The following is a 21,686-nucleotide window of genomic DNA, read 5'->3' on the forward strand; positions in this document are numbered from 1 at the left end:
CCTTTAGAGCAGTCCGGCGGTCCTCATCAGGGGGCAAGCGTTGAACCACCCATGCCTCGCTCACGTCCCCAAACGACAGCAGCGCTGCGGCGATTGACGCCGATCTTCGCGTAGAGGCGCGCCACATGGTTGCGAACGGTGTTTGGTGACAGGTTCAGTCGCTCGGCAATCTCGCCGTCGCTTGCGTCACGACAGATCAGGTCGAGGACCTCGCGCTCGCGCGGGCTAAGCTCCGTGACCGGTGCCGATGCGCCGGGGCGACGAATGTTCGCGAGCTTGTCCAGGATCGAACGACTAAGCCAGCTCGCGTCCTTGAGCGCAGCATCCACCGCCGCGACCAGCTCGTTCTCGGCCTGACGCCGATCGCTGATGTCATGGAACAGCCAAAGCACGCAGGCATCCCCGTCAAGGCTGATGGTGTCGGCTGACAGCAGACAATCTACCGTTCTGCCGTCCTTGGTCGCGATCTGTCCGTCGAGGTCGTGAAAGCCTCCGTCACCGGTGAGCGCGCGAGCGAGTGCCTCCGGATGATCGTCCGATGCCCAGACCGGCAGCTTGTCCGCCGACTGACCATTGACCTCCTCCCTCGCGTATTCGGTAAGCGCAAGAAAGGCGTCGTTGGCGCTGACGATCCGATGGTCGCTGTCACGCGTGACCACCATCGCGACCGGCGCTAGGTCGAACAGAGAACGGAGATGTCGTTCGCTCGCCGCTAGTGCGGACTGCGCCTCACGCCGTGCTTCGAGATCGGCGAAGGTGAGGAGCAGCGCGTCCTCATCGGTGACGTCGACCGGCTGCCCGGCGAACAGCACCAGACGCCGCTTGCCGTCCGCCGTCGCGAGCTCCGCCTCCGTCTGCCGCACCACCTTGCCCGCCTCAATGCAGCGGCGCGCCGACGGATCTACGATGTTGGTGAGCAGTTCCCTGTCGAACAGCGTCCGCCCGGTGACCGCATCAGGCGCGAAGCCGGTTAGTTCGACGAAGCCGGGGTTCACTCGCGCGATCCGCTGATCCGAGAGCCGCACAACAATCGCAGGAGCTGGATTGGCGTTGAACATCGCCTCGAACCGGCGTTCCGCATCAAAGCGGTTCGACACGTCGCATAGTACCAGCGCGAGGCAGTCGGGCTCGCCACCGTCCTCGTCCATCACGACGTCGCGCACCTGATGAACCCACCGGACCTCGTCGTCTCCGGCTGGCGCGACCTGGACAACGAGGTCGGGGAAGCTCTCGCCCGCGAGCAGCTTGAACAACGGGTAGTCGCGGTGCTTGAGTGGTCGCCCTTCCGCCGAGCGAAGCGAGAAACGTTCGGCGTACTCCTCTGCGGTAGTGCCAAGTTCAGCCGCGGAAGACACCCCGTGCATCTTCAAAGCGGCTTCGTTGGCGCTCAGGATCGTGCCGGTTGGATCGATCAGGATCACGCCGTCGAGCAGTTGCGCGATCAACTGTTCGAGGTGGCGGAGCGTCGGCTCGCGCAGCCTGGTCCGGGGAGCCGTCGTCATCCTGCATTAGCGCCGCAGCAGCTTCTGTGTTCCACACCGTACTACCAACCGCACTAGTGCACCCGCATCAGTCCCTAGAACGGCCATTCGGCTTTGATCTGAACGATCCGGCGCACCGCAGTGTTGAAGCGGCATCCAATCACAAGCGAAGGAATGACCATGGGCCTCATCGTGCTTCTTGTCGTCGGCGGACTGATCGGCTGGGTGGCCAGCCTGATCATGCGTACCGACGGACAGCAGGGCATTATCCTGAACGTCGTCGTAGGCATCATAGGCGCTTTGCTCGCCGGGTTCCTCCTGACGCCGCTGATCGGCGGTGCCCCGATCACGAGCGGTGAGATCAGCATCCAGTCGGTGCTCATCTCGCTGCTGGGCGCGGTCGTGCTGCTTGCGATCATCAACCTTTTCCGCCGCGGCGCAGTGCGCTGATCACAGGAGAGTAAACCATGAACACACAACCAGCTTCGGCCATCTTCGACACCCAGGCGGAGGCACAGCGCGCCGTCGCCGATCTTCGAGATGCAGGCGTTTCCGATCACGCCTTGTCCGTGGTGACGCGGCGCGAAGGCGTGACCACCACCGCGGACGCCGATGGCGAGGTCACCGATGAGGACCATGGCAGCATCGCCCGAGGCATCCTTGGTGGCGGTGCGTTAGGAGCCGGACTCGGCGTAGCGGCACTGGCCATCCCGGGAGTCGGCCCGTTGGTCGCTGCAGGCGCGATCGCCGCTTCTGCGGTTCCAGGTGCAATGGCGATCGGAGCGGCAGCGGGTGCCGCAGCCGGAAGCGTCAACGAGGCACTTCTGAAGCACGGCATCGATCGGGAGGACGCTGACTACTACGGCGATCACCTCGGCCGAGGCGGCGTGCTGGTGTCAGTCGACACAAGTGGCAGCGTGTCGCCCGAAGACGTCTCAGACATCCTCTACCGCAATGGCGGGCACAACACCCGTCGCTCTCGCCTGTCGGCAATCTAAGCAAAGCCCGACATCGCCGGAGGCGCCGCCTGGCACCTCCGGCAGCGATATAAAGGCGTGCCTGCGTCCGGTACGACCCACAATCAGACGTTTGCAACCAACTTAGCTCTTCCCGTTTTCTTCCCTTTGTTCATGCAGTGAGCCGCGCCCCTTATCGACCTGAACAAGCGTCTGTAACCATTCCAGCCTGCTGCGCTGTAAGCGGATGGCAAGGTCGAGGCCGGTGCGCTCGACGAGGTCGTCGTGATTGGAGTAGGACTCGAGCGTGGCGATGCTGGCCTGCAACGCTGCGCGCATCTGCGCAGCCACCGCTATCCTCTCGCCCACGTCGAGCGTCTGCCACAGTCCCGCACGCAAGCGCATCGGATCGATGCCGACGCTCACCGCGCGTTGCGGATCGCAAGCCCATGCATGCAGCATTGCCCGACCCTGGCCCGTGATGCTGAGCAGGCGTGACGCTCGCTTGTCGCCGACGTCTTGGCCGGCGATCATGCCCGCCTCCTCCAGTCGCTTGATCGCGGCGTAGACCGCGCCGGCGCTTCCGCGCCACTCTAGCGATGGCGAGGATGCGAATGATCGACGCACCCTGAACGCTGTTTGCTCGCCGCGGTGCGCGAGCTCGCATAGGATCGCGCCCTCCAGCTCGCTCAGCAACCCGCGTTCATCGGCTTGCATCAGAGGACAGACATGATAGTCCTAAACGGACTGTTTGGAGGTGCGGCATGAGATATGTTGGACAGGCTTTGTCGCTGGCGGGCAATCGGCTTTCTCCAGTTGCCGTGGCGTTGGTGATGATTGTAGCCGGAGCCACGCCATCGTGCGCCGCCGGTCAGCCGGTCACGCTAGGCAAAGCCGATCGCGCGGCAGCGATCGACGCGATCGTGCGCGGGATCACCGCCAATTATGTGTTCGCCGATCTGCGCGCGTCCCTAGTCGCGCGGCTGCGCACGGCGGCGAAGCACCACCGCTACGATACGGCCGATCCCGCCGAGTTCGCCGAGCGCGTCACCGCCGATCTGGCGACCGTCAGCCGAGACGGCCATCTGTACCTCCGCAACGATCCCGCTCGCTATGCCGCCGCGCTCGCGCCGCCCACCAGCGACACCGGACTGGCCGCCTTTGCTCGCACGCAGGCCCTTCGCGAGCATCACGGGTTGACCGAGCAGGCGATCTTGCCCGGAAACATCCGTTATCTGAAGATCACCGGCTTCAAGTGGGTTCCTGACGGATCCACGGCACGCGCCTATGACCAGGCCGCAGCCTTCCTTGCAGATGGCGACGCCATCATCCTCGATCTGCGGGGCAATGGCGGCGGAGAAAGCGATGCCGCGGACACGTGCCTGGACACAATCGTGCGGCGCTTGGGCGGAACGCGGCCATTCTACATCCTCGTCGACGGCCTGGTCGGTTCGGCCGCGGAGGCCGTGGCCTACTCGGCCAAACTCGAGAAGCGGGCCATCATTGTCGGCACGCGAACCTTTGGGGCGGCAAACAACAACCGGCTGCTCCCGATTGCCCCGAGCTTCATCCTGAGTGTCTCGTACAACCGACCGATCCATCCCCTCAGCGGCACCAACTGGGAAGGCGTGGGCGTTACTCCGGACCTCGTCAGCGAACCCCGGCTGGCGTCCGAGGTTGCCCAGCAAGCTGCCCTGAAGAGATTGGCGGCAGCGCCAGGCGTGCCGTTCGACCGACTCGCGCAGTACCGCTGGCGCAGTTCCCTGCTTGACGCGCGGATCGATCCGCCGGTCGTCACCGATGCAGCGCTGCGCGGCTATGCCGGTCGCTATGGTCCGATCGAGATTCGCTACGCTGAAGGCCGACTTCGATTGTACCGAGAGGATCGTCCGCGCTGGCCCCAAGGTGCGATCCTCACGCCGCTCACCGGTGACGGCCGCTTCGCTCTGGAAGGCGTCGATGCTATTCGCGCGCGCCTATTCGGCAACACGCTGGAGATCTATCGTCCGGACGGTGGCCAGCCTGATGTCTTCAAACGTCAGGTGACCATTATGCGGGCTGAGAGCTCGTTGTAACTCGATGGTTCATTTCTCGTCAGTTCGGATCGACCCAGTTTCGGTCATCCGTTTGCGGATAGGCACTGCCGAGTTGCGGACATTCATTCACGCAGCGCTCACTCAGGACGTATCGACAAATCCCGATCAGAATTGACAGGTTAAACCAATCGGCTAAAGCCGATATATGGATACGACTGACGCATTAGCGGCACTCGCCGCGCTGTCCCATCCGACCCGCCTCGATGCATTTCGGCTGCTGGTGCGGCATTCACCGGGCGGGCTTCCGACCGGCGCGCTCGTCGAAGCAAGCGGCCTGACGCAAAGCACGTTTTCGACCCATCTCGCGGTGATGGCGAAGGCCGGCCTCGTGTCCGCCGAAAAGCGCGGCCGGCAGCAGGTCCAGCACGCCCGGCTCGATACCCTGCGACAGCTGATGACCTTCCTCGCCAAGGATTGCTGCGAGGGCCGGGCCGAGCTGTGCGAGCCGCTGATCGCCGATCTGACCTGCTGCTGAGGAAGCCAAAATGCCAATTGACATCGTCATTTATCACAACCCCGAGTGCGGCACGTCGCGCAACACGTTGGCGATGATCCGCAATGCCGGGATTGAGCCGCACGTCGTAGAGTATCTCAAGACGTCCCCTTCGCGCGCGATGCTGGTCCAGTTGATCGAACGGGCGAGACTGACGCCGCGCGCGCTGCTGCGCGAGAAGGGCACGCCCTATGCCGAGCTCGGCCTCGCCGACGAGCATCTGTCCGACGAAGCGTTGCTCGACGCGATGATGGCGCATCCAGTGCTCATCAACCGGCCACTGGTCGTGTCGCCGCTCGGGGTTCGCCTGTGCCGGCCGTCCGAGGTTGTGCTCGACATCCTCCCCGAGCCGCAGCGGGCGGCGTTCGTAAAGGAAGACGGCGAGCAGGTCATCGATGCCGCCGGACAGCGGGTGCGCTGATGGACACGCTGGCAAGCGAGGCGAAGCGGCCGGGCATCGGCACGTTCGAGCGGTATCTGTCGGTCTGGGTAGCGCTCTGCATCGTCGCGGGCATCGGGCTGGGCCACCTTCTGCCCGGAGCGTTCGCGACGATCGCAGCGGCCGAGGTGGCGCGGGTCAACCTCGTTGTTGCCGGCCTCATCTGGTTGATGATCGTGCCGATGCTGCTCAAGATCGACTTCGGCTCGCTCGGGTCGGTGCGCCGGCACTGGAAGGGCGTCGGCGTCACGCTGTTCGTCAACTGGGCGGTGAAGCCCTTCTCGATGGCGGCGCTCGGCACCTTCTTCCTCGGCTGGCTGTTCGCGCCGCTGCTGCCCGCGGGCGAGATCTCGTCCTATATCGCCGGACTGATCCTGCTCGCGGCGGCACCGTGCACGGCGATGGTCTTCGTCTGGTCGAACCTGTGCGACGGCGAGCCGACCTATACGCTAAGCCAGGTCGCGCTGAACGACGTGCTGATGGTGTTCCTGTTCGCACCGCTGGTCGGGCTGCTGCTCGGCGTCGCATCGGTGACCGTGCCGTGGGACACGCTGCTGCTGTCGGTCGCGCTCTACATTGTCGTGCCTGTCATCGCCGCGCAGGTCGTGCGCCGGGCAGTGCTTGTATCGGGCGGTCAGGCAGCACTCGATAGGCTGCTGGCGGCGCTCGGGCCAGCGTCGCTGGTCGCGCTGCTCGCGACGCTGGTTCTGCTGTTCGGCTTTCAGGGCGAGCAGATCCTCGCACAGCCCGCCGTCATCGCGCTGATCGCGGTGCCGATCCTCATTCAGGTCTATCTGAACGCCGGCATCGCCTATTGGCTGTCGAAGCGGCTCGGTGTCGCCTGGTGTGTCGCTGCACCCGCCGCGTTGATCGGCGCGTCGAACTTCTTCGAGCTGGCGGTCGCTGCCGCCATCAGCCTGTTCGGCTTGAAGAGCGGCGCCGCGCTCGCCACCGTCGTCGGCGTGCTGGTCGAGGTGCCGGTGATGCTCAGCGTCGTTGCGATCGTGAAGCGGACGCGCGGATGGTACGAGGGAGCAAGCGCATGAGCCGCCTGCGCACGCTGACCAACGCCGACCATCTGCCCGCGCTCGATCCTGCCTTCGTCATCCGGCGCCCCGCCGCGGGGCTTGGCGAGGATCAACCGCCGCCGCGCATCGTCCTCCTCTATGGCTCGCTGCGCGAGCGGTCCTTCTCCCGCCTCGCGGTCGAGGAGGCTGCCCGGCTGCTGCAACTGTTCGGCGCTGAGACGCGCATCTTCGACCCGCGCGATCTGCCGCTACCCGATCAGGTGCCCGGCGACGACCACCCCGCGGTCCACGAGCTTCGGGAGCACGCGCTCTGGTCCGAGGGCATGGTCTGGTGCAGCCCCGAGCGGCACGGCCAGATCACCGGCATCATGAAGGCGCAGATCGACCACCTGCCGCTCGAGATGAAGGGCATGCGTCCGACCCAGGGCCGCACGCTCGCTGTCATGCAGGTCTCGGGCGGGTCGCAGTCGTTCAACGCCGTCAACACGCTTCGCCTTCTGGGCCGCTGGATGCGAATGTTCACCATCCCAAACCAGTCGTCAGTCGCAATGGCTTACAAGGAATTCGACGAAGCCGGGCGCATGAAGCCGTCCGCCTATTACGACCGGATCGTCGATGTGATGGAGGAGCTGGTGCGCTTCACGGTCCTGCTTCGCCCGCACGCGACGAAGCTTGTCGACCGTTATTCCGAACGGAAGTCAGCCGGCATCACCACCGCACAGGACCACGCCGCCATCGCGATCAGGTCACAGCCGGCTGCGACGTCGTGACATTCGTCGCCAGGCTGACCCAAAAGCAGTCACGCATAGCCTGCTCTTGCCTTACCAATTTCTGCCGCTCGTTCATAATCCGGTAGCGGGATCGCTGAGCCACGCTGCTGCGCACTGCTACACCGACAGTCCTGAAACGATGGCAAAGACCGAAAGCCGGATGGCGCAGATCGATCGTTGTCGATCCATGATCGAATGATACATGGAGCCCTTGTCCCATCAGCAATAACGGGTTGGGATGGGCGCGAAGGTATGCCGATGGTCCAGCTGAACAGGCGTGAGATGTTTATCGGAGCGGGCGTCAGCGCGCTAGTTCCTGCTTCAGCCGGCGGCAGCGTACGTGATATAAGGGAGGCCTGGCTCGACACTCTCGTGCGCGACTTCATGGAGCGCTTCGAGACGCCTGGTATTGCCGTGACGATCGTTCGCCCCGGCCGGCCGGCCCTATTTCGTGGCTACGGCCTACGAACGATCGGACGGGCAGAACCTGTCGACGAAAAGACCATTTTTGCGATCGCATCGAACAGCAAGGCGATGACTGCCGCCGCGCTCGCCATCCTAGTCGACGATAGCAAGATTGCTTGGGACCAACCGGTCACCCGCTACCTTCCCGACTTCGCGATGAGCGACCCTCGCGTGACGGAGATGATGACCGTCCGTGACCTTCTGATCCACAGTAGCGGCTTACCATTGGGTGCAGGTGACCTGATGTGGTCGCCGCCGACGACGAAGACGGTCGCCGATCTCGTCCACGGAATTCGCTACCTGCCGCTCAAGACCGGATTTAGGGAGAAGTTCGCCTACGACAACATTCTCTATGTCGTTGCAGGTGAGGTCATCGCCCAAGTGTCGGGCTTGAGCTGGCGTGACTTTGTAAGCACGCATGTTCTGCAGCCATTGGGCATGATCGACAGCGTGCCGACGCGCTCGCTGATACGGACGAACAACGTGGTCAGCCAGCATTCGCGTCGCGGTGGACCGGTGATCGGCACAGGCCCGATGAGCGTTGTATCCATGGCCGATGATGGGAAAACAGACCCAGCCGGCGGTGTTTATTGCAGCGCCCGTGACGCTGCGCGCTGGCTTTCGGTTCAACTCAGCAAGGGCCTTACGGCAAACGGAAGGCTCTGGAGCGAGGGTCAAGCCGACGCAATGTGGACCCCTCAGACCCTCATCAATGATGACCTATTCGGTTACGCCGGCACACCTGCCGCCTCGGCCCTGAACGCCTACGCGTTAGGCTGGTTCGTGCAGTCTTTTCGCGGCCATAAGATGATCTACCACGAGGGAGGCGATATCGGTCAGGTGACTCACCACGTGCTCTTGCCCGATCTGGGTTGCGGGATCGCCGTCTATACTAACGCAAACGGACGCAATTCATTTGGTCTTCGCAACGCAATCCTCGATCATTTGATCGGGACGCCCCCGTACGATTGGCTCGAATTCGAGGTCGCCAAGTTCGACGAGCGGGAAGCGTCATTGCGTATAGCCGGCGCGTCCTCACCGCTAGCAAGGCCGGCAGGCAGCCCGAGTTTGCCGCTAGATACGTATGTCGGGCGATATCGCGATCCCTGGTACGGTGATGTCGAAATCACAAGGCAGCCAACAGGATTGCGGGTGCGATTTGTCCCGACTCCTACCCTTACGAGTGTGCTTGAAGCGTGGGGACCGGATGCATTCCGAACGCGCTTCGCCCCCGATATAGGGGAAGACGCGATAATCAGTTTCGCGAACGACGGTCGACGGGTGACGCACGTGACCATGCGCGCGCTGTCTCCAACAGCGGATTTTAGCTACGACTATCACGACCTTCATCTGGTCCCAGTCGACGGGACTAGCCAGTGATTCAAACGACGATCCCGACTAGATCACCCGATGCGCGATCTCCTCGTTCGTGGCGCGGCGCCGATCCCGGTCGTCGCTCTCACCGCTGCCTTCGCCGGTTGGAACACTCTGACGTGCTCCCCAAATCTCCTCCAGTCATAACTGGAATTTTCCAGCTCAAAGCGGTCCAAGAAACAGGCAGCAGGTCAGGCCCTCGAGAGTGCGCAGCGGGCGTCCGCTTTCGGGATCGGCGGATTGAACGTCGAGCGCCCGCTTGTGGGGGGCGTAGCGGACCTCTGGCCGATCCCATTGTGGACGTTCACAAGCGACGAAAGTTCTCGAACAACTCAACATCCTCGGCAATCGTGACTGACGCAGTATGATGAAACATCGCCTAGTGTCCCACGCTGCTGCCAAACGCCACTAACAGGCCCAGCATCAGGATCGCGAGAATGCCGAGGCTCAGGCAGCCAAGGAGATCAACAATTCGTGACCGTTTGCGCGGCGGATTTCGCAGATCACGCTGGCGCGCCGCATCACCGAATTGATTGCGCGCATAGTCCGACTTGTTGCGCGGCAGGATGATGATCAGGACAAGCAGGACGACGAAGGTCGTGATTAAAACCGCTTGGCTCTGCGGATCAATGTCTAGCGGACCGTTCGCCGCATAGCTGGCGATCACTAACAGGAACATCAGCAAGCTGAAGAAGCCGAATAGGGCGGGCACGATCATGAACAGGTGCGTTCGCCGGCTTCGGCGAAACCAGAGGAACATGAGGATTGCTATCTCGAGCAGGATAGCCGGCAGCAGCCAGGACACGACAGTCACCCAAATCTCTCTGTGGCTTTTTCGCCTCCTCGCATGAAGCGCGGTCAATCCATTCTACCCGCTTCAAAGCTGCTCGGGCCTGACGTTCAACCTTTCAAGCGGCGCGCGACTGCGCCGCCCTGCGCTTGCGGCTGCCGGGGCGGGCGACAAACACCAGCGCCAGTCCGCCCGCCGCCAGGGTTGCGCCGGTTTTGAAGCGATCCTCAAGTTCGAGACAGCGCGGCGATCGAGCATAGATGCCCCGCTGATGAACTCTCCGCTCCTTCTCGCAGCGCTTCCATTCGCGTGTCCCGCCCAAGTCAAAAGGGGTTGCGATGAAAAATGCTGAAGCGGTAATCAGAGCGAAGCCGATCGCGCACAGGATTTTTGCGGTTGCGACACGCATGGCACCGGTCCAGTTCCCTGTTTTAAAGGAAAACCACTACCGATAGCGTGTTAACATCGGGCTTATATCTGGAATATCGGGCCGCAGCGGCCCCCTGGGGCTTCTCGCGCTCGCCCGCTGGTCACGCAATAGCGAACGATCAGCGTCCGTCGGTCGAACGGCAGCTTTTAGGCATCCCCTTCGCGCAGGTGAATGGCCGCCCATGAGGCGCAAAGCGGTCGCTGCTCGCTTGATGAACGAGCGCCCGCTTGCGCGGCATTAGCGCCCAAAAGCTGACGGGCCGCTTTCCACCCAGAAGCTGACGTGAGTTGTTGCTTGAACAGGCGCGATGCCGTCCCGCCACAGTGCTCAACGCGCCGAATGCCGAAGCCGTCAACTCGTTCTTAATGCGTTCCATCAAGCGGCGATCAGGATCACAGCAGGTCGGATATGGCTACACCCTCAAGTCTTCGTGAGGGCGGCTGTCGTTTACGACCCCAGGTCGGCCGCTTATCAGCCGACCGTTCCTTCCCAAACTCGGTCGTACGTTCATACCCGAAGTTCCTTTATTGACTAAACTTTCTGAACGGCAAGGATCTCACGGCGACTCCTCGCACCGTGTCACGTCTTCGAAATTTCAACGCTCAGCCCGTGCGACCGACGATCGTTCATAAACCTCAATGTTGAGCTCACCTCGCGTGAACGCTGCCACACGGACGTAGCGTGTGAGGTATCGCTGATACACGATATTCTGCTGAGTAAACTTCCTCGCCTCGACGCGGTAGCGGGCGACATTTGACAAGACGGCGTAGTCGGCATGGCAGGTCGAGAGCCGATCTGGAGCGACATTCCCTAAGTCGACGATGGCGCGGCCGGTGCGCGCCTGGTTGACGCTGGCGTGGCTCGGCGCGCGGCGCAGCGCCGCCCGCACGTCGATGCAGCCGGCGCTCCCCATCGGGAACAGCAGGCGTCCCTGGTAGCGGAGCAGGTCAAAGGCGGCGTGCTCGACCAGCAGCGTGCGACCGGGCGGCAGGTTGGCAAGCACCCACGCGCTCGCCGCCTGCCGGGGATCGTCCGTGCGCGCGGCGACGTGCGCGAGCGCCTCCCGGCCCATCGTTCCGGCGAGCAGCAGCGCGACGGCGGGTACGGCGATCCGGTGACCGCGCGCGACCGTCTCAATTCCCAGCGCGACCAGCACCGCCGCGATCGGCAGGAGTGGCACCATCCACCGCGCCCAAACGAGCGCCTGCGCCGCGAGCGCGAGGAGCAGCACTGCGGCGGTCGGCAGCAGCACCACTGCAGCGGCGCGCTGCCGCCAGACAGCCGCGCAGCCGATGGTGAGCAGCGCGAGGCCGGCGATGCCGAAGCTCTCGCGCAGCGGATGCCCCAGGTACCAGCCGAGGTTGCCGACCAGCCCGAAGCCGGTCGCACCGAGATGCACCGGCCGCGCCTCGCCACCAAGATCGCGCAGCACCACCGGCCAGTCGAGCAGCAGGTACGGTGACGTGACGACCAGCGTCACTGCCGCCAGCAGCGGCGCGACCGGGAGCCACCGCCACGCCCTGCGATCGTCGTGCAGTCGCCACAGCGTTGCCGCGGCGGGCGCGACCAGAACCAGCACCGCCGGCCACTTTGTCGCGCAGGCGAGCCCCGCCGCTATGCCCGCGAGCAGGTGATCTTGCACGCTCCCGCCCCGCGCGATGCTCAGCGCGTGCAGCAGCGACCCCGTCATCAGCACCGTCGCCAGCATGTCGGTCCGGACGACCTGCGAATAGTCGACGTGAAGCGCGCACACGGCGAGCAGCAGTGCCGCGATCAGCCCGGCTCGCGGCCCCGCGACGCTCCGCCCGAGCCGCCAGGTCAGCCACACGCTCAGCGTGCCGAGCAGCGCGCTCAAGACCCGCATCGGCAGCACGACGGTACCGGGATCGGCGAATACCGCCTGAGCGAAACCGCTTGTATCGGTCCAGCTGCCCGCCGCCAGGCCGACCGCGGCGACGCCGGCGGCGATCAGCGCTAGCAGGTAGAAGAGCAGGGTCGCCGGGTGCCCGAACCAGCCGGGGTTCAGCCGCCCCTCGCGCAGCATGTCGAGCGCGGTCATCACGAACACCGGCTCGTCCGGATCGTTGAGCGACGGCAGGCCGAAATCGAGCTGGTACAGCCTGAGCGCGAGCGCGAGCAGCAGCACGCCCGCGAGCAGTAGCCGTGCCCTCATGCGGCGCGCGCGAAGGTGACCCGGCTGTGCCAGAACCAGCTGGTGACGATCAGCACCACGGTGAAGCCGGTCTGTGCGACCACGGGCGCCAGCCCCGCCACCTCCACCAGCAGCGGCAGCGCGACCCAGTTGGCGGCGTAGTTGGCGAGATAGAAGCTCGCGAACGCCACAAACTCGCGCAGCACGTTGCCGCGGGTGCGGAACACGCCGAGCTTGTGCGTCGTGAACGCGAAGACGAGCGAGATGCCTTGCGCGAGCGCGAGCGCCAGCAGGTAGCGCGTGTCCAGCCCCGGCACGCTCCACATCAGCAGCGGATAAATGGCGAGGCCGAACGCGGTGTTCACTGCGCCCGCGACCAGGAAGCGCAGCGGCCGCCCCGCGGCGGACGCGCGGGTCACCCCTCCTCCACCAGCGGGATCGCCATGTTGGCGGCGAGCACCTCGCGCGGCAGGAACGGGGACAGGTCCTCCAGCGGCGGAGAGGTGATGCGGCCGTCCGCGTGCACCTTGGCGCCGAGCTTGGGCGCGAACGCGACATGCTCGTCGATCATGATCTCGCACAACGCCGGTCCTGGTGCTGCCAGCGTCTCCGCGATCGCGGCCGGCAGGTCGTTGTGGCCGTCGGCACGCGCGTAGTGGAAGCCGAACGCGCCCGCGACCTTCTCGAAGCTCGGGAAGGTGACGTTGCTCTTGGGTCCGCCGCCGACCTCCACGCCGTTGAAGAAGTTGCGGTGGGTCTGGAAGATCGAAACGTAGCCGGAATTGTTGAGAAGGAAGACCTTCACCGGCAGGTTGTAGCCCGCGATCGTCTGCATTTCCTGCAGGTTCATCATGATGCTGCCGTCGCCGGCGATACAGATGGCGCGCCGCTTGCCGCCGGTCGCCGCGCAGACGCCGATCGCGGCCGGCAGGTCATAGCCCATCGTCGCCGAGCCGGAGTTGGTCCACAGCCGCTGCCCCTGCTGCAGCCGGGCGGTCTGAAAGCTGACCACGCAGGCCGTGCCGTTGCCGGTCACCACCACGTCGTCAGCGTCTAGCGCATCGAACAGCGCCTCCATCGCGACATAAGGGTGGCAGAGCGGGCCATGCTCGCGGTACTCGGGCAGTACCGCCGGGAAGGCCGGCCCGCGCGCCCGCGCCCAGCCGAGCCACTCCGTATGCGAGGTGGTCGGCCCGGCATAATCGGCGGTGAGCAGCGCCGGGAGCAGGTCGGCGAGGTCGGCGACGACCGGCAGGTCGGGGCGAACGGTCGGCTTCTGCAGCTCGAGCGGATCGATATCGACCCAGATCTTGTACGCGGCGCGCGCGAAGCTCGCCCAATTGTAGCTGACCTGGCGGATGTTGAGCCGGCTGCCGAGCACCAGCAGCAGGTCCGCGCTCTGCGTCACCAGATTGCCGCCGCGGTCACCGACCGTGCCGGGCCGCCCGGCGTAGAGCGGATGATGATCCCACAGCGCGTCGTGCGCGTTCCAGGCGGTGACCACCGGCACGCCCAGCCGATCGATGACGCGCAGGAAGTCCTCATGCGCGCCGCTCAGCCGCACGCCCGTGCCCGCGAGCACCACCGGTCGCTCCGCCGCGGCGATGCGATCGAGGATCGTGCGCGCCGTTGCATCCAGTCGCGTCGCGCGCCACGGCTCGTTCAGCTCCGCTCGGTCGAAACCGGTGAGCGTCGCGGGGTCGATCTTCGCCGCCTGCACGTCGAGCGGGATATCGAGCCACACCGGCCCGGGCCGGCCGCTGCTGGCCAGGTAGAGCGCCTTCTCCAGATGGTAGCGGATTGTCTGCGGATCGGCCACCATCGCGGCGTACTTGGTGATCGGCGTGACGATCGGCTCGATGTCGAGTTCCTGGTCGCCGAGCTGGCGCAGCGGCAACCCGCTCGCGCGCACCGTCGTCTCGCGCTTCACCTGACCCGAGATCACGATCATGGGCACCGAATCGACGAACGCACCGTAGACGCCGGTGATCGCGTTGGTCCCGCCCGGGCCGGAGGTGACGTTGACCACCGCGGGGCAATTGGTGAAGCGCGCATACGCCTCCGCCGCCATCGCCAGCGCCTGCTCGTGGTGGCAGAAGGTCGTCTTCAGCCGCGGGTGCGTGCCGAGCGAGTGGTTGAGGTGCATTGCACCCCCGCCGGTCAGCATGAACACGTCGGCGATGCCGTAATCGGCCAGCGCCTCCGCCACCCAGTCGGAGAGTTTAACGAGAGTCATGAGGTCCATCCATTGGCGGCGGCGGTGCGCCGGATCGCGTCGTCGAGGCCGACCGACGCGGCGACGCCCAGGTCGCGGCGGATCGCGTCGGTTGCAGGTACGTAGCGGCCGAGGTTCCAGCCGGCATCGGGGCGTCCGCGGATCTCCACGTCCGGCGCGCCGAGCAGCGCGGCGGTGCGGCGCGCGAGGTTGGCGATCGACACGCCCTCTTCCGACCCCACGTTGTACGCGCGGCCGGGCGGCGCATCGAGAAGGAGACGCCACATCCACACCGCAAGGTCGGCGGCGTAAAGGTAGGAGCGTACCGCCTGTCCGGAGCCGTTCACGACGATCTCGCGCTTCGCAATCGCGTCGCGGATGAAGTTGCCGGCGGCGAAGTGGGTGTCGAGCGACAGGCCGGGCCCGAGCAGCGCGAAGATGCGCGTGACCGTGGTCGATAGCCCGAACTGGTGGTGGTAGATCGCGGTCAGCGCTTCGGCGGCGCGCTTACCCTCGGCGTAGGCCGAACGGGGATCGCGCGAGTCGGGGCCACCCATCCAGTCCTCGCCGACGCGCTCCTGCGACCATGGTTGCGGGCCGTAGACCGCGCCCGAGCTCATCAGCAGGAAGCGCGCGTTCGCCGCGTGCGCGACCTCGAGGACCGCGCGGGTGCCCGTCACGATCGTGTCGAACATCCGCCGCGGGTCGTCGGCGGTCAGCGCCGCGCTGGCGTCGGTCGCGCCGTGGATCACGTGGCTGTAGCCGCCGGGCAGCGCGGGAAGATCGAGCACGTCGCCGGCGATCAGCTCGTACCGCCAGGCGAGGTGCGGCGCGCGCCGCTCAAAGGCGACGGGATCGCGGGTCAGCACCGTCACGTCCACGTCGATCGGTGCGCGTGCGAGCGCCTCCAGCATCCAGCGCCCGATGAACCCGGTCGCGCCGGTGAAGAACAATCGCGCGCCGTCGAGTTTCGGCCAGTGGGAGGCAAGCGCGGCGTCGATCGCCCGCAGGTCTTCGTCGGGGATCATGCCGCGAACCCCAGCACCGGCTGGTACCAGCGGTGCGCCTTCGCCACCCGCACGATCGCGTCGAGCGAGAGCGCCCACACGATCGCGACGATCAGCCCCGGCCGCGCGAAGTGCCCGACCGTCAGCCCGAACTGCGGCGTGACCGGACGGTCGGTCAGCCAGCTCTTCAGCTCCAGGTTCAGGATCGTCGCGAGCGGCCAGTCGCCGACCAGGCACAGCAGGTAGGCGCACCCGATCGCGACCGCCGCGCCGCCCTTCGCGGGCTCGAGCAGCACCAGGAACAGCAGGAACGCCTGCGTGTAGCCGCCCGGCGACTGGGTGACGAGGTAGGCACCGAGCAGGATCGCGGCGATGCGGGCGTGCGGCAGCGCGCGTGGCTGGAGCCACGCGGCCGCGAGCGCGGCGAGCGCGACCAGCTGGGTCGAGCGGATCACCATCGGCAGTACCGCCTCGATCCCCTCCACCGTGCGCGAGGGCAGGAACTCGAGCAGCGGCAGGCCGGCGCCGCGCATCTGGAGCAGCGGCGCGTAGCTGGTCGAATAGTTGACCTCGTTCCACACCTGCCCGGTCAGGAACTGCACCCAGTTGGCCATGTTCGACACGACTTCGCCCGGTGACCCCGCACCCACCCAAGCGAGCGTCAGCAGGTAGAGGGCGACCGTCGCGATTCCGGCGAGCTCCAGCGGCCGCCACTCGCGCCGCACCGCGCCGGCGAGCGCGGGCAGGATCAGGTACGGCTTGAAGTTGATCGTCACCGCGCTTGCGACGCTTCGCCACGCGAGCGATCGGGTGATCGGGCCGTAGGCGATCACGAAGGCGGCGAACCCGACCAGGATCAGGTTGCCGCGCTCCAAGGTGAACAGCATCGGCAGCCCAAGGGCAAAGGCGAGCGTTCGGGGCAGCGCGGTTCGGGGATCGCTGCGCGAGAAGGCGATCCACAGCAACGCCGCGTCGAGTGCGTAGGCGCCGCCGATCACCGCCTTGGCCAGCCAGTCGCAGTCGCGCGCGTGGAACGGCCCCGACACATAGCAGCCCGGCAGCGTCGTCAGGTCGAGAAACACGAACGACAGCGGCGGGTAGATCGACCGCCATACGTCATAGGCGCCGGGTCGGTTCGCCCAATAGGCGGTGTTGAACCAGTCCATGAAAGTGTCGTTGGTGTCGAACACGAACGGCTGCGGCAGGTAGCCGCGCGCGAGCAGGAACCAGAGCGTGTAGGCGGCGCTGGCGACCACGGCCGCGGCCGGCAGCCACTCGGCGGAGGGGTGCGCGCGCGCGCTCATGACGATGGCGGAAAGTTGAGGCGCGCTTCCTCGATCACCAGCGGCATCCCGCGGGTCCGCTCCGCAAGGAGGCGCACCTGATCGCCAATCAGGCCGAGGATCAGGAGCAGCACGCCAAACCCCGCCAGGCCGACGCTCCACCCGAGCAAGGTTGCGCTGAGCAGGACGAGCGACGCAAGCAGCAGCAGCCCGGCGATCGCGAACGCCCACAGCGACAGGATGATCGGCAGGCGCAGCAGCGACTTGCCCGAGGCGGCGAGCCCCGACAGGGCGAAGCCGAGCAGCGGCGCGAACCCGTTCTTGCTCTCGCCACGGGCGCGCTCCGGGCGCTCGACGGGCACCAGCGCGATCGGATAGCCGCTCTCCACCAGCATCCCGCGGAAGAATGGTTCCGGCTCGTTCCAGCGCTTCAGCGTGTCGACGACCTCGCGGTCGTAGAGCCCGAAGCCGGTGACGTTGGGGAGCGGCGGATGATCGGACATCGCGGCGAGGACGCGGTAGCCGGCGCCGCGGGTGAGCTTCAGCAGCGGCCCCGCTCCCTGCTCCGCCCGGCGCTGCGCCAGCACCACCTTCGCCCCGCCCCGCCACAGCGCGACCAGCTGGCCGATCACCGCCGGCGGATCCTGGAAATCGGCGCACATCCCGATCACCGCGCAGCCCCGCGCCTGGTAGATGCCGTGGGTGGGGGAGCGCATCTGCCCGAAGTTGCGGGTGTTCAGGATCGCGCGGACATAAGGGTTTACCGTGCAGATCCGCCGGATCGCGTCGCGGGAGCCGTCGGTCGATCCGTTGTCGATCAGGATGATCTCGTAGCTGTAGGTATGGGCCTCCGCCTCCGTCTGGACCGCGGCGACGATCGCGTCGACATTCTCGATCTCGTTGAAGCAGGGGATGACGATCGACAGCTCGGGACGGGTCATCGCGGCCCCCCGCCGATCAGCGGCAGGCGCAGGCCCGTGGCGGGCGCGTACAGCTCCGTGAAGACGGCGAGCAGCAGCACCAGCGCGAGCAGCGCGACCGCGGGCACGTTGTACTTGCGGTCGGCGTCGAGGCGCGGCGCCTCCACCACCTGCGCGTCCGACGCGCTCTCCGCCGCGAGTGCCTCGGCGGCGATCTCCTCCGACGAACGGGCGTAGACCTCGTACAGCGCCTGGGCGAAGCGGTAGTCGCGGTAGAGGTCGAGATACTCGCCCGACACTTCGGACAGCGCCGCGACGTTCGGCCCCGCGGCGCCGGACGCCGGATTGCCGGCGCGCGCAATCTGGCCGCGCAGCGACGCGACCTCCGATTCGAGCGCGCGCAGCTGCGGGTTCTCGCTGCCCTGGAACTGGCGCGCGGTCTGCAGCTCGACCTGCTTGGCCTGGAGCTGCGCCTGGAGCCCGGCCCGCAGCGACAGCTCGGCGCCGAGCTGCGCCTCCGGGGCCGCCAGCCGGTTGCGGCGGCGAAAGGCATTCAGCGCCGCCTCCGCCTGCACCGCGCGCGTCCCAGCCTCGCGGAAGCGGTCGCGCACCACCCGCTCCTTGCGCTGGACGCGGTCGCGGGAGAGCGCGTTCAGGCGGGTGGTGATCGCGGCGACATGGGCGGCGGTCAGCGCCTCCGCCTCGGCCGCGTCATGGGTGCGCGCCTCCACCTCCAGCATCCCGCCGGTGAGCGAGTGGATGTCGACCTTGGTGCCGAGCGCGATCCGCGCCTTTCGCGCCGAGCCGTATGCCTCGACCAGCTTCAGCCGTGCGATCACCGCGTCGGTCACCTCGCGCCCGCGCGCGACCGCCAGGTACAGGTCGATCGGCTGCTTGGACCCGCCGAGCAGCGCGGTGAGGCCGCCGAGCTGCCCGCCGGCCCCGCCCAGCGCCGAGCCGAGCCCGAGCGAGGTCGGCTCCTGCGGCGACAGCTTGGCGCGCGCTTCGTAGGGCTGGGGTACGACGCACAGGACCGCGAGCAGCAGGGCGAGCACGGCATAGGTCCGCCGGCGCCAGCGCGCGTCCTGCAGCCAGGTGACCGCGTGCGCCATCAGTTGATCGCGTTCGCGACCGTTGCCACGCCGATCACGCCGCCGAACAGGCTGCCGGTGATGTCGCGCAGCCGCGCCCAGAACTCGCCGCGGTTGGCGTCGACGGGCACGAACACCAGATCGCCCGGCAGCGCCGGCGCCTTGAGCGTCGCCTTCCCGCGGGAGAGCACCGTGCCGTTCGCCCGGACGACGAAGATCTCGCCCTTGTCGCCGAGCGACTGGATTCCGCCCGCCATGCCGACCGCGTCGCCGATGGTCTGGCCTGCGCGATAGGCGAAGGAGGCGGGGCTCGCGACCGCGCCGAACACCCCGATCGTCACGGGACGGGTCGGCACGTGGACGCTGTCGTCGTTCTCCAGCACCAGATCGGCGGGGAGGGCGGCGGCGGTGACGGGCAGGTCGAATACCAGCCGCCCACTCGGCTCGCGCGTCCGCATCTGCGCGACGACCTGATCGATCAGCTGAAGGTTGCCGGCGGAGGACAGCTGCGCACGATTGACCGACACCAGCGGCTGGGTGCGGAGCAGCTGCTCCATGTCGTCCACCGCTCGCGCGAAACTCGCGCGCTGCTGCGCCTTGACGCTCTCGCGCGTGATGACGCTGGCGTAGGGGAACGCCTCGCGGGTCAGCCCGCCGGCCTGCTCGATCACCGCCGACAGTGGCGTGCCGGGCTGGACATAGTAGCGTCCGGGCTTCGTGACCTCACCCGACAGCGTCACCAGCACCGGCTGCTGCGCGAGCGGCCGCGCGATGCCGACGTTGGAGAGCACCCGCACCACGTCACCGCGGCGGGCGGTGCGGGTCGCGGCGTCGGCGGCGCTCAGCTGCTGCCAGCCGCCGTTGCCTTGGCCGAGCGAGTCGAGCACCAGCAGCCGCGACGCGTCGGCGACCGTGCTGACCCCGCCGGCGTAGCCGACCGCGTCGGTGATCGTCTCGCCCGGGCCGACCTCGAAGATCGCCTCGCGATTGACGCTGCCGATCACCGCCACCTGCGCGCCGGCCGGGTTGACGTGGATGACGTCGCCGTTCCGCAGCGCCGCGTTGCCGCTGGTGTCACCGCGCAGCAGCAGATCGTACAGGTCGAAGTCGGACACGATCCGGCCGCCGCGCTTCAGCTGGATGGAGCGGAAGCTGCCGCCCTCGGTCGGGCCGCCCGCCGCCAGCACGGCGTTGACCAGCGTCGACACGCTGCCGACGGTGTACGCGCCCGGCCGCCGCGCGAAGCCGGTGACGTAGATGGTCAGGCCGTTCAGCCGCGCGATCGCGACCTCCAGGTCAAAGCCGCGGAACTGGCGCGATACCGCGCGGGCGATCACGTCGCGCACGTCGCCGTAGCGCACGCCGCCGACCATCACCGCGCCGACCCTGGGGATGAAGATGCGTCCCTCGCTGTCGATCGCCAGCGAGAGGTTCGATGCCTGCACCGATCCCGACAGATTGACGCGCAGCCGGTCGCCGGGGCTGAGCAGATAGTCGGGTGGGATCGCGGTGGTCGCCGGCGTGGTGAAGTCGCGCGCTTCGGGCACCAGCAGCTCGGCGCCGAAGCGGCGGAGCGGCTTCCCGGCGACGGCGGCGACATGCGACTCGAACTCGCTCGGCGGAGGCGGGGGGGCCTCCGGCCGGGGCGTGGCCGGAGGCGCTGCCGGATCGGGATCAGGCGACGCCTGTTCGATCCGGGCAGGGAAGAAGGGGGCGGGCGCCGTGGGGGGCACGGCGATTCCGGACGCGGTACCGGGGCCTTGGCCCGCAGCCGTGCCCGCCCCACCCGTCTGGGCGACGGGGGACGTGAGCTGCGCCGGAAGCGGCGCGGCAAGAAGGGCGAGCGTGGCGCTCGCAAGCAGGAAACGCGCGCGGACGATCATGCGGCAAGCGCACTCTCGCGGGCGTCGAACAGAACCTCACGGGCGTGATGCCAGTGCCGCTCACCGGCCGCGACCAGCAGGCCCGCCCGGCCCGAGCCGACGCGGTAGCGGCTGCCGTCCCAGTGCGCGGCATGGCCGCCGGCCTCCATCAGGAACAGGACGCCCGGGGCGTGATCCCACGGCAGGATGCGCTGGAACAGCGCCACGTCGTTGCGGCCGGTGACGAGCCGCGGATAGCTCTCCGCCGCGCAGCGCGGGATCGGCTCCAGCGTGAATCGGGTCTCGGCCGCGCGGTGCATGGCCGCGCGCTGGTCCGCGGCCATGAACTGCGTGGCGAGCGAGGCGACCGGCCGCAGCCGCCCGCTGCCGCGCGCGAACGCCGGCCGGCCGTCGATCCAGGCGCCGAGGTTGCGCTCGGCGTGGCACAGCCGGCCGCTCACCGGATCGAGCATCCACGACGCGATCGGATCGCCGTCGGCGATCAGCGCGACCATGATCCCGAACGCGCCAGCGCCGCTCGCGAAATTGGCGGTGCCGTCGAGCGGATCGACCAGCCAGACCAGGCCGCGGCCGACGCCCTCGAGCAGCGCCAGGTCAGCCGCGACCGCTTCCTCGCCGATCACCCGCGCGCCGGTGCCGAGCGCGTCGAGGCCGTCGCGCAAGGCGTCCTCCGCCTCGCGGTCGGCGATCGTGACCAGCTCGCCCGGGCTCTTCTCGGTGACGTCGCCGGCCGCGAGCGCACGGTGGCGCGGCAGGATCACCTGCTCCGCCACCGTCCGCATCAGCGCGGCGACCTGATCGGCGAGACTCATG

21 protein-coding genes are annotated in these 21,686 nt (G+C 67.1%); 8 read left to right on the forward strand and 13 right to left on the reverse strand.

The genetic code is table 11. The annotated features are described in order from the left end of the window. Positions 1-26: 26 nt before the first annotated feature. Entirely contained in the window at positions 27-1,502 is a 1,476-nt protein-coding gene (locus tag CRO12_RS01905; protein WP_097062330.1) for a PAS domain S-box protein, read from the reverse strand. Positions 1,503-1,661: 159 nt separating this feature from the next. Between CRO12_RS01905 and CRO12_RS01910 the strand changes: the two genes are divergently transcribed. Continuing rightward, positions 1,662-1,931 carry a GlsB/YeaQ/YmgE family stress response membrane protein gene (locus CRO12_RS01910; protein WP_097063277.1) on the forward strand — a complete coding sequence of 90 codons (270 nt, stop codon included), beginning with the start codon at positions 1,662-1,664 and terminating at the stop codon, positions 1,929-1,931. Positions 1,932-1,948: 17 nt separating this feature from the next. Beyond that, a complete protein-coding gene (locus CRO12_RS01915; protein WP_097062331.1) occupies positions 1,949-2,479 on the forward strand; it encodes a hypothetical protein in 531 nt (176 codons plus the stop codon). Positions 2,480-2,581: 102 nt separating this feature from the next. On the opposite strand, the gene CRO12_RS01920 is transcribed toward CRO12_RS01915, so the two are convergent. Next, entirely contained in the window at positions 2,582-3,154 is a 573-nt protein-coding gene (locus tag CRO12_RS01920) for a PadR family transcriptional regulator (RefSeq protein ID WP_097062332.1), read from the reverse strand. 47 nt (positions 3,155-3,201) lie between these two features. Between CRO12_RS01920 and CRO12_RS01925 the strand changes: the two genes are divergently transcribed. The 6 genes from CRO12_RS01925 (at position 3,202) to CRO12_RS01950 (ending at position 9,108) form a co-directional block, all read left to right on the forward strand. Beyond that, complete coding sequence (locus tag CRO12_RS01925; protein WP_097062333.1) at positions 3,202-4,512, forward strand: S41 family peptidase; 1,311 nt, start codon at positions 3,202-3,204, stop codon at positions 4,510-4,512. A 166-nt stretch (positions 4,513-4,678) separates the two neighbouring features. Then, the gene (locus CRO12_RS01930; protein WP_097062334.1) at positions 4,679-5,008 is read left to right on the forward strand and encodes an ArsR/SmtB family transcription factor; all 330 of its coding nucleotides are present in this window, start codon (positions 4,679-4,681) and stop codon (positions 5,006-5,008) included. A 10-nt stretch (positions 5,009-5,018) separates the two neighbouring features. Further along, complete coding sequence (gene arsC, locus CRO12_RS01935; protein WP_097062335.1) at positions 5,019-5,447, forward strand: arsenate reductase (glutaredoxin); 429 nt, start codon at positions 5,019-5,021, stop codon at positions 5,445-5,447. Beyond that, a complete protein-coding gene (gene arsB / locus CRO12_RS01940; protein ID WP_097062336.1) occupies positions 5,447-6,511 on the forward strand; it encodes an ACR3 family arsenite efflux transporter in 1,065 nt (354 codons plus the stop codon). Before arsC ends, arsB begins: the two co-directional genes overlap by 1 nt. Then, positions 6,508-7,263, forward strand: a complete 756-nt coding sequence (gene arsH, locus CRO12_RS01945; protein WP_097062337.1) for an arsenical resistance protein ArsH — start codon at positions 6,508-6,510, stop codon at positions 7,261-7,263. Before arsB ends, arsH begins: the two co-directional genes overlap by 4 nt. A 258-nt stretch (positions 7,264-7,521) precedes the next feature. Further along, the gene (locus CRO12_RS01950; protein WP_179640813.1) at positions 7,522-9,108 is read left to right on the forward strand and encodes a serine hydrolase; all 1,587 of its coding nucleotides are present in this window, start codon (positions 7,522-7,524) and stop codon (positions 9,106-9,108) included. A gap of 373 nt (positions 9,109-9,481) precedes the next feature. Here CRO12_RS01950 and CRO12_RS01955 read toward each other — a convergent pair whose 3' ends face one another. The 11 genes from CRO12_RS01955 to CRO12_RS02000 all read right to left on the reverse strand — a co-directional run bounded on the left by CRO12_RS01955 (position 9,482) and on the right by CRO12_RS02000 (position 21,685). Beyond that, positions 9,482-9,907, reverse strand: a complete 426-nt coding sequence (locus tag CRO12_RS01955; protein WP_097062339.1) for a hypothetical protein — start codon at positions 9,905-9,907, stop codon at positions 9,482-9,484. Between the two features lie 103 nt (positions 9,908-10,010). Next, the gene (locus CRO12_RS17600) at positions 10,011-10,301 is read right to left on the reverse strand and encodes a hypothetical protein (RefSeq protein ID WP_144033500.1); all 291 of its coding nucleotides are present in this window, start codon (positions 10,299-10,301) and stop codon (positions 10,011-10,013) included. A 616-nt stretch (positions 10,302-10,917) separates the two neighbouring features. Further along, positions 10,918-12,495, reverse strand: a complete 1,578-nt coding sequence (locus tag CRO12_RS01960) for an ArnT family glycosyltransferase (protein WP_097062340.1) — start codon at positions 12,493-12,495, stop codon at positions 10,918-10,920. Further along, positions 12,492-12,893: a GtrA family protein gene (locus tag CRO12_RS01965; RefSeq protein ID WP_097062341.1), complete on the reverse strand. Its 402-nt coding sequence runs from the start codon at positions 12,891-12,893 to the stop codon at positions 12,492-12,494. The genes CRO12_RS01960 and CRO12_RS01965 overlap by 4 nt, the downstream gene beginning before the upstream one ends. Then, positions 12,890-14,710 (reverse strand): thiamine pyrophosphate-binding protein, encoded by a 1,821-nt coding sequence (locus CRO12_RS01970; protein ID WP_097063278.1) that lies wholly within the window; start codon positions 14,708-14,710, stop codon positions 12,890-12,892. Before CRO12_RS01970 ends, CRO12_RS01965 begins: the two co-directional genes overlap by 4 nt. Beyond that, positions 14,707-15,717, reverse strand: a complete 1,011-nt coding sequence (locus CRO12_RS01975) for an NAD-dependent epimerase/dehydratase family protein (protein ID WP_097062342.1) — start codon at positions 15,715-15,717, stop codon at positions 14,707-14,709. The genes CRO12_RS01970 and CRO12_RS01975 overlap by 4 nt, the downstream gene beginning before the upstream one ends. Beyond that, complete coding sequence (locus CRO12_RS01980) at positions 15,714-17,000, reverse strand: hypothetical protein (RefSeq protein ID WP_097062343.1); 1,287 nt, start codon at positions 16,998-17,000, stop codon at positions 15,714-15,716. The genes CRO12_RS01975 and CRO12_RS01980 overlap by 4 nt, the downstream gene beginning before the upstream one ends. Beyond that, positions 16,997-17,920, reverse strand: a complete 924-nt coding sequence (locus CRO12_RS01985; protein ID WP_097062344.1) for a glycosyltransferase family 2 protein — start codon at positions 17,918-17,920, stop codon at positions 16,997-16,999. The genes CRO12_RS01980 and CRO12_RS01985 overlap by 4 nt, the downstream gene beginning before the upstream one ends. After that, positions 17,917-19,011, reverse strand: a complete 1,095-nt coding sequence (locus CRO12_RS01990; protein ID WP_097062345.1) for a capsule biosynthesis protein — start codon at positions 19,009-19,011, stop codon at positions 17,917-17,919. The genes CRO12_RS01985 and CRO12_RS01990 overlap by 4 nt, the downstream gene beginning before the upstream one ends. After that, positions 19,011-20,873, reverse strand: a complete 1,863-nt coding sequence (locus tag CRO12_RS01995) for an SLBB domain-containing protein (protein WP_097062346.1) — start codon at positions 20,871-20,873, stop codon at positions 19,011-19,013. The genes CRO12_RS01990 and CRO12_RS01995 overlap by 1 nt, the downstream gene beginning before the upstream one ends. Beyond that, on the reverse strand, positions 20,870-21,685 hold the full coding sequence (locus tag CRO12_RS02000; protein WP_097062347.1) for an inositol monophosphatase family protein: 816 nt from the start codon (positions 21,683-21,685) through the stop codon (positions 20,870-20,872). The genes CRO12_RS01995 and CRO12_RS02000 overlap by 4 nt, the downstream gene beginning before the upstream one ends. Position 21,686 lies beyond the last annotated feature (1 nt).

This window comes from Sphingomonas guangdongensis (assembly GCF_900199185.1).
Classification (GTDB): Bacteria; Pseudomonadota; Alphaproteobacteria; order Sphingomonadales; family Sphingomonadaceae; genus Sphingomonas; species Sphingomonas guangdongensis.